The organism is Phaeodactylibacter luteus (genome assembly GCF_007993045.1).
GTDB classification, from domain to species: Bacteria; Bacteroidota; Bacteroidia; order Chitinophagales; family Saprospiraceae; genus Phaeodactylibacter; species Phaeodactylibacter luteus.
Genome location: NZ_VOOR01000119.1, coordinates 1 through 2,137 on the forward strand (window position 1 = coordinate 1; position 2,137 = coordinate 2,137).

A 2,137-nucleotide genomic window follows, 5' to 3' on the forward strand; every position below is an offset into this window, starting at 1 on the left:
TGGATATGGCAACGAAGGAAATATCTGCCCTGACCGGGCAAAGCACAAAAGCGGTGGAAGTGGCCAGGACCCGGCTAAGGCGTAAGCTGGGGCTGACGAATACGGATATCGACCTTTCGGAGTATTTAATGTCTCTGGGGGGGGCGCAGCGGGCAAAGCCCGCTCCGGGTACAGTATAGGGCCGGGGGCAATGTCTATGTTGTCCGGAGAAAGGGCGTGCCTAGGTTTTGTTGTACAGATGAGTCAGTATGGGAGTGGCGGGAGCGCGCCCCGCCGGGCCTGTGGCTTGGCCTGCCGCCCACTTGGCATCCGGGCTAGCGCTGCGGAGGGGTGTCAAGCCCGTTAGGGCCGAGCGAGGAGCGAGCCCCGCAGCATAGCGGCCCCCGCCGTCAGGCGGGGGAAGCCCCCAAAAAAGACTTGATGCACAGCAGAGGCCATCTTCAGAGCTGTGTATCTAATGTCCTTGCAATCAATTGATATTCAGTATGTTGATTGTCTGAGTAGTAGGGTTGTAGTATTGCTGCTTTCTGTTGTGTAGTGGAATTGTATTGATAGGCAATGTAATGAATGTCTCTTTTGTGGGGTACATTACGGTTTGAATGGTTGTTCATCTTTCCACCCAAAACAAATATGACATGCGACATTTATTAGCACCCATTTATATGAAGACCATAGGGCAGGTGATCCCTACAGATTGGTTTGCCCCGAGGTATCCGGTATCTGTCAAAGGGATATGCCGTGTAGATGGCAAAATTGTTTTGCTGAAGAACGAGAGAGGGCAGTGGGACCTGCCCGGAGGCAAGCTGGAGAAAGGGGAGACCGTAGAACACTGTTTAAAGCGGGAGATGCAAGAGGAGCTGGGGGTAGTGGTAAACCATATAGGTGTGCGCCTTGTGAAGACCGTAAAAGTCCTGAACCAAGTCACCGTGCTCATTCTCATTTGCAATTGCGAAACGGATGCCACTGCGGGGGAGCTTAGCTATAGCTATGAAAACTTTGGCATTGGCTTGTTTTCTGAAGCGGAAGCCATGCAGCGCGCGGGCCATCTGTTGGAAGGGGCTTTGAAGTAGGGCTGCCTGCGATGAGGGGGGCATAGCCTTCCAAGTTTTCAGCGCTTGCTAGTGAAGTGCGGCGGGGCAGCCGAAAAGGGGCGCATACCAGATTGTCGTTTTTGGAGGGGCCTGCCCCTGCCAATGGGCAGGTGCCGCTATGCTGCGGGGCTCGCTATCCGCTCGGCCCTAACGGGCTTGACACCCCTCCGCAGCGCTAGGCCGGCAGCATCATGGCGCTACAGCCTGTGGCATTTTGGGTTTCGCCTGTCCCGCAGACATGCGGGAAGTCCTGGCGGAGCTACAACGGAGCCTTGTAAATATTTGATTTACAGGGCTTTTTGATTTAAGTGGTGCCTTTGTCAATGGCAGGAAAGAAAAACATGCCCATCTGCTTCTCCGGTATGCTGCCCCCCGGGCTGAACGCTATCCGGCCGGAGGGCAAAGTTCAGCCCGTGCAAAACATCTTGGCGGGGCGAACCGCGACAGTGCGCTATGAACCCCTGGTGCCAGGTGCCTACGCGATGAAATGGGCACAGTGGGACGAGGGCATAGCACTGCACTGAAAGCGCCTATCGGGCTTTAGCCGACGCTATTTTTTGATCCGTTGAGCACATCCTTTCCGTTGGGGGAATATCAGTATTTTATAGTAAAATGGTAGGGGTTTAGCAATCGGGCAGCGGTATTTCGGCAATTCCTGTATATTTGGGTCAAAGGACACTATGGGCAGCTCTTTGAAAAAAAGAAGTTGTTCGCACATGGAATCAAAATTTTTAAGGCTCGGTCATGCCGGCCATTTGGGGGTAATTGTTCTGCTTGCCTTGATGCTGTCCCCTTGGACAGTGCAGGGGGAAGATCAGCTGGATGGGAGAAAGGCCAGCCGGCCGGATGCCCTTGGTGAAGCACAACTGTTCTTGGAGGCAGCAGACAGCAGTATGCAGTCGTCACCAATGCTGGCTTTAGAATATGCGGTCAAAGCGGAGGTGCTTGCCCGCCGGGCTAACGACAACCTGTTGTTGCCGTTGGCTTTGATGAAGAAAGGCATGGCCAGCTACTACGTAGGAGACTTGGGCAGTGCTGCGGAGGCC

Annotated in this window: 3 protein-coding genes; all 3 read left to right on the forward strand. The window is 54.2% G+C overall.

Annotation, left to right across the window (positions count from 1 at the left end; all coding sequences use genetic code 11):
* The first annotated feature begins 635 nt into the window (after positions 1–635).
* Positions 636–1,070 (forward strand): NUDIX domain-containing protein, encoded by a 435-nt coding sequence (locus tag FRY97_RS21680; RefSeq protein WP_211356952.1) that lies wholly within the window; start codon positions 636–638, stop codon positions 1,068–1,070.
* Positions 1,071–1,432: 362 nt separating this feature from the next.
* Positions 1,433–1,615 (forward strand): hypothetical protein, encoded by a 183-nt coding sequence (locus FRY97_RS21685; protein WP_147169713.1) that lies wholly within the window; start codon positions 1,433–1,435, stop codon positions 1,613–1,615.
* 192 nt (positions 1,616–1,807) lie between these two features.
* Positions 1,808–2,137: hypothetical protein (locus FRY97_RS21690; protein WP_147169714.1), on the forward strand; the 330-nt coding region annotated here is incomplete at its 3' end.